Source organism: Thermococcus sp. (assembly GCF_027066465.1).
GTDB lineage: Archaea > Methanobacteriota_B > Thermococci > Thermococcales > Thermococcaceae > Thermococcus.
The window spans coordinates 1-5,571 of the sequence record NZ_JAMONU010000196.1 but is presented as its reverse complement, the minus strand read 5'-3'; the positions used below and the strand labels follow the sequence as shown (position 1 = coordinate 5,571).

Annotated in this window: 6 protein-coding genes; 5 read left to right on the top strand and 1 reads right to left on the bottom strand. The window is 53.6% G+C overall.

What is annotated here, in order from left to right; translation table 11 throughout:
- Positions 1 to 166: 166 nt before the first annotated feature.
- The 5 genes from MVK46_RS09720 to MVK46_RS09700 are packed head-to-tail and all read left to right on the top strand — an operon-like array spanning position 167 to position 5,311.
- A complete protein-coding gene (locus MVK46_RS09720) occupies positions 167 to 1,114 on the top strand; it encodes a radical SAM protein (protein WP_297536477.1) in 948 nt (315 codons plus the stop codon).
- 25 nt (positions 1,115 to 1,139) lie between these two features.
- A complete protein-coding gene (locus MVK46_RS09715) occupies positions 1,140 to 2,576 on the top strand; it encodes a potassium channel family protein (RefSeq protein ID WP_297536476.1) in 1,437 nt (478 codons plus the stop codon).
- A gap of 4 nt (positions 2,577 to 2,580) precedes the next feature.
- Positions 2,581 to 3,711, top strand: coding sequence for an ATP-NAD kinase family protein (locus tag MVK46_RS09710; protein WP_297536475.1), 1,131 nt, complete (start codon positions 2,581 to 2,583; stop codon positions 3,709 to 3,711).
- 46 nt (positions 3,712 to 3,757) lie between these two features.
- The gene (locus tag MVK46_RS09705) at positions 3,758 to 4,660 is read left to right on the top strand and encodes a hypothetical protein (protein ID WP_297536474.1); all 903 of its coding nucleotides are present in this window, start codon (positions 3,758 to 3,760) and stop codon (positions 4,658 to 4,660) included.
- Between the two features lie 39 nt (positions 4,661 to 4,699).
- Positions 4,700 to 5,311 carry a hypothetical protein gene (locus tag MVK46_RS09700; RefSeq protein ID WP_297536473.1) on the top strand — a complete coding sequence of 204 codons (612 nt, stop codon included), beginning with the start codon at positions 4,700 to 4,702 and terminating at the stop codon, positions 5,309 to 5,311.
- Here the strand turns inward: MVK46_RS09700 and MVK46_RS09695 are convergent.
- The coding region (locus MVK46_RS09695) for an aminotransferase class V-fold PLP-dependent enzyme (protein WP_297536472.1) at positions 5,308 to 5,571 on the bottom strand (264 nt) is incomplete at its 5' end. The genes MVK46_RS09700 and MVK46_RS09695 overlap by 4 nt on opposite strands.

Here is a 5,571-nt window from a genome sequence, read left to right as displayed (position 1 = left end):
CGAGCCTTTTTAAATCCTTGAGAACTGCATCCAGCTCCCCATTTTGGGCTTCCATTTTTCAAGCCTCCTTGAGCTTTAGGATATATAATCCCGCCGGATATAAAAGCATAAGGGGGTTAAACGGCAACCCTTAAATCTTGGTTTAAGAACTCCAAGCGGTGGTCGTATGATAGCCTTCGGTCCCGTTCCCTCGAGGAGGCTCGGCAGGAGCCTCGGTGTGAACAACATACCCGACAAGGTCTGTAGCTACGCGTGCGTTTACTGCCAGATAGGGAGAACCCTCACGATGAAGGTCGAGAGGGAGGCCTTTTACGAGCCCGAGGTAATCTTTGAGGAGGTCTCAGAGAAGGTTGAAGCCGCGATGGAAAAGGGGGAGAGGATTGACTACGTTACCTTCGTTCCGGACGGTGAGCCAACGCTTGACATCAACCTCGGCCTCGAGGCCGAACTCCTGAGGGAGCTTGAGGTTCCTCTGGCAATCCTCACGAACTCCTCACTCATCTGGAGAAAGGACGTCAGGGAAGACCTCTCGCTCTTTGACTACGTTTCCCTCAAGCTGGACGCGGTAAGCGAGAACCTCTGGAGGAAGATAGACAGGCCCCACAAAAGCCTGTCTCTCGAGAAAATCCTCGACGGCATGCTCATTTTCAAGGACGAGTTCGATGGGACGGTCGTTACGGAGACCATGCTGATTAACATCGACTACGGCAACGAACTCGAAAAAATAGCGGACTTTCTGGCCGAGCTTGGGCCTGACAGGGCCTACATCGCAGTTCCCACCAGGCCCCCGGCCGAAAAGTGGGTGGAGCCCGCCCCCGAGGACACTGTGAACAGGGCCTATCAGCTTTTTGCGGAGGCAATCGGCGAAGAGAGGGTGGAATATCTAATAGGATACGAGGGCAACGCGTTCGCATCTACCGGGGACGTCGTCGAGGACATACTCTCCATAACATCCGTCCATCCAATGCGTGAGGATGCCGTCAGGGAGCTCCTAGCGAGGAACAACGCCGACTGGAGTGTTGTTGAGAGGCTTCTCAGCGAGGGCAAACTCGTGAGACTTGAATACAATGGAAAGGTCTTCTACATGCGTGCTCTGAGGAGCAGAAAACCTTAATTATTGAGCGGCTCAGATTAGTTCGATGTGCGAGTACACCTATGAAAACGGCCAGAAGTGCAGGCTGAAGCCCGTTGAAGGCTCCAAGTACTGTCCGCTCCACATACCCTTTGAGGAGGGCGAGAAGCTACTTGGGGACAAAATCGGGGAAGTTAAGGCCGAAACCTTTCAGCGCCGCTTGAAGGTCGGTCAGAGCTACTTTGAGGGAGTTTACCTTTACGATGCGGTCATCAGTGAGTACAAAACCGAGAAAATCCTCGTCTTCAAAAACTCCCAGATAAAAAACCTCATCATCGAGGACTCTGAGGTTAAGGGCCTCGTTTTAATAAACTCCACTGTCGACAGAGTGATACTCTTCCAGTCCAAGATGGAGGTAGTTCTCGTTAAGAACTCGAGCGTTTTCGGCCTGAACATTCTCCGCGTCGATTTTTCGAGCAACATTTCCGTAAGGGACTCAAGCGTTAAATACCTCATGCTGAACTCGACCCAGTACGTTGGCGAAAATGAAGAGGAAAGCTACGGCGGAAGGAGTGCCAAGGGCCTCGTGGAGTTCTCCAATCTCAGGGACGTGAGGAGAATCGGCGTGAACGTCAGGTATCCCCTGCTCAGGAAGATACTGGAGGGGCATGGTCTCACGGTCTCGGAGGCAGGACGGCGGGCGGTTAGGGTTCACTCCCTCGTTATAAGGAACGTCTCCTTCGACACCGCCCCCCGGTTCAAGAGGCAGGTCAGGCTGTCCATAAACGGCTTCTCCGGAAACCTCATCTTTGAGAACCTCGACGTCTTCGGCCACGTTGAGATAACGTGGAGCAACGTTAAAAGCCCTGAGTTCGTTCACGTTTTCATTCACAGCAACCTGATAATCAGGAGGAGCCAAATTAACGTTGATTTAACTTGGACGATGACCGTTCTGCCGAGCCTTCCCCTGGAGCTGACCGTTGAGGGGTTCGTTGTCATCGAAGACTGCCGCTTCAACAACCCCTACGCCGAGGAGGTCTTCTACCGCCTCGCGAGGACAAGCTGGGAGCGCAGTGGGGACTTTGAGAGAGCCGACAGCTACTACTACCTCGAGATGGTCGCGAGGAGGAAGGCCCGGCTGAAAACGAGGCGGAAGGGCATTAAAAAGCTGGTAGACAGATTTGAGGTCGGCTTTGAGTGGCTGTTCGCCGATTTAACGTGCAAGTACGGAACAGACTGGAAGAGGCCCATAATAATATGGCTCTTTGCAGTCAACGTTCTGTTTCCTCTCCTCTTCTTCGTGACCAACAGCGTTCAGGGGATATCAAAGGTCATGACGTTTCTCGACTACGAGTACTTCAGCATAGTGACCGCAACAACCCTTGGCTACGGCGACTACCACCCCGTGGGAGTCGGCAGGGCCATAGCATCCGTGGAGGCCCTCTTTGGAATGTTCATGTGGGCGGTCTTCCTTACGGTGTTCGCGAGGAAGTACATGAGGTGAGAGCGTGATAGGGCTCATAGTGAACCCAATAGCGGGAATGGGAGGAAAAGTTGCCCTGAAGGGCACCGACGGCGTCGTTGAGGAGGCCATAAGAAGGGGGGCAAAGCCGGTTTCTCCAGATTTTGTCAGGCTTTTTTTAAGGGAGCTGTCCCACTACCCCGAGGCGCGCTCGATGACTTTTCTTACGGGACCGGGCCCGCTCGGCGAGGATTATCTGAGGGAGTTCGGTTTTATCTTTGAGGTAATCCCCATGGAAATCCGCTATCGGGAAATTATGGGCATTAGAATCCCCGACACAAGTTCAGAGCACACAAAAAAGCTAGCCCGCGAGATGCTCGGAAGAGTTAAGCTCCTACTCTTCGCAGGCGGCGACGGAACTGCTCGTGACGTTGTTAGCGTGGTCGATAGGAAGGTTCCAATCCTCGGAATCCCCACAGGGGTTAAAATGTACTCAGGAGTCTTCGCGGTTTCGCCTGAAAAGGCTGCAGAAGTCCTCGTTAGGTTCCTGCGCGGGGAGGCCAAGCTGGAGGAGAGGGAGGTGAGGGATATAGACGAGGACGCATTCAGAAGGGACGAGGTCAGGGCTAAAACCTACGGAAAGGCCCTTGTTCCGGTCGTTGAGAGCCTCGTCCAGGGAAGCAAGGAAGCCATTAAGGCCGATGAAACTGAGGAGCTTGAAGCCCTGACGGATGCCGTCGCGGAGGAAATCCTCGAAAACGATGGGATTTACTTCCTCGGCTCCGGAACGACGCTCAAGATGATTAAAGACAAGCTTGGCATAGACGGGACGCTTCTCGGCGTTGACGTCGTTGCGGTCAGGGACGGCAAGGCTGAACTCCTCGTCAAGGATGCCACCGAGAGGGACCTGCTCCGGTTCGCTGATAAAAATCCAAAGGTCGTCGTTACCATAATTGGAGGCGCCAACTTCCTGTTCGGAAGGGGAAACCAGCAGTTCTCGGCGGAAGTTCTGAGAAGGGTTCCAAAGGAGAACTTGATTGTTGTGGCCACGCCTTCAAAGGTTGAGAGTGGATACGTTAGGGTTTACACCGGTGACAGGGAGGTTGATGAAAAGTTCAGGGGCTACATACGGGTTCGCGTAAGTCCCTGGATGGAAAAGCTCGTCAGGGTCGTTTAGAAAGCCGTTTATACCTTATTGTTTCTATACCTTCACGGTGGTTCTCATGAGGCCGAGCAAGATAGCCGTTAAAGTCCTCGAGGGTGAGGAGCCTATATTCTACGACCCGATATACCACGGAAGAACCCTGAAGGTCTTTGGGATGGACGACTACCCCGTTAGGTTCATGAACTATCTCATTGCCGAATACAGGAAAATAGGTTACTCCCCGATTGTTTTTGACACCACGGGTAGGGTTGAGGGGGAGTTTGACACCGTCATTGACGTTAGGGACGGGGAAAACCTCGGTCTCGACCCGATAAAGCTCTACAAAGCCAGTTATCTTGACCCGTACACGGCCGTTACGATAGTTCAAACCCTCTACGGTCTCGACAGGTCCTTAACAGACAGGCTTTACGTTGACGTGCTTCTCGGCAAGGTCTCAAGCGTTCCAGAGGCCGTCAAAAGGGGCGAAAAATACTCGGAGGTTATCATTGAGGGCTACACACCCCTCGACGAGGCGTTTTACACCGGAGACGTTCCGGAGCTTAAGGGGAGCGTTCTGGTGAACCTCGGTGAGACGCACAGCATCACCCTCGTTGGCATAGCTTTCCTAACCCTCGCGGCGGTCTTTGAGAAGAGGCGCGAGGCATTCGTGGGCCTGACGGACGGGGCCGTCTTGGCTTACACTACCGCGGGAGGCGCGGCCCTGCCGCTTTTGACCCGGCCGTTGAGAAGACGGGTAACTGCAATCGCCAGTCAGTACGCCATAGATTCCCTTCTGAACGTTTCCGGCCCCGTTCTGCTCCTCTACCACGACCCGGATGTTCAGTCCCTCGTTTACGAATCGAGCGGCGTTCCTCCAGGTCCGACGAGGAAGTTCATAACGAAGTCCAGCGGTGCGTACATAGTCCGCAGTCCTGAAACCGTTGACGTCTTCCACGGTGAGTTGCCCGAGGAAGTTCCCTAAACCTTTTTAAGTTTTTGGAGAACTTTTGCCGGTGAGAAAATGGCCTACATTGAACACGCCGTTCAGCCCCTCCCCTTCGTCCTCCTTTTGACGTTTTACTACATCACGATACCGGTTGTGATTCTCATATGGGCGGTTACAAGCCGCTACTACATAAGTAAAGGCAACTACCGGCTTAAACGGTTTGCCTCGCTCTTGCTGGCGGGTTTGATTGTGACGTCCATGATAGGGTTTGAGATAACGTCAATGTACGTTAACCTCCACTCCCCCCTGGGAGGCAACGTTTGTTTTACCTCCTCCTGCGTTCTCTCCTCGCCACCTGTAACCCAGTATTCGTTCTCTAGGGAGAACATAGAATCCTACGGTTTGCCCTCCCTTGGCCTCATGAGGGTCTACAGGGTTTATGACATAGGAAAGAATGCAACCCTCGGTCTCCCGGTTAAAATGAACTACCTCGTGGTCATCCGCTCATGGGTTCTGTTGCCGGTCGTTGACGTCTATGTGTACTACGTTAGGGGCAACGAAGTGTACGCCAAAAAGAGCATCAGAATATTCTGGCCCGAGTACCCGGGTTCGGTCCTAACAAGTGAGCTTGGTGTCAGGTTCACGGTCTTCATACTGCAGGGAGGGACTGGGGGACTTGGGGCTTAACCCCTCAGCCCCTTAAGGAGTTCCTCAAGAACGCCGAGGAACGTCTCAACCTCCTCAAGGCTGTTGTAGACGTGGAAGGAAGCCCTAACCGTCCCGTTTATCCCCAGCTTCTTCATCACCGGCAGGGCGCAGTGGTGGCCGGAGCGAACCATTATGTTGTTCTCGTCGAGTATCGCCGCGACGTCGTGCGGGTGGAGCGGCGGGACGTTGAAGCTAACGACTCCGGCGTGCTTTTTGAGGTTTCTCGGCCCGTACCAGGG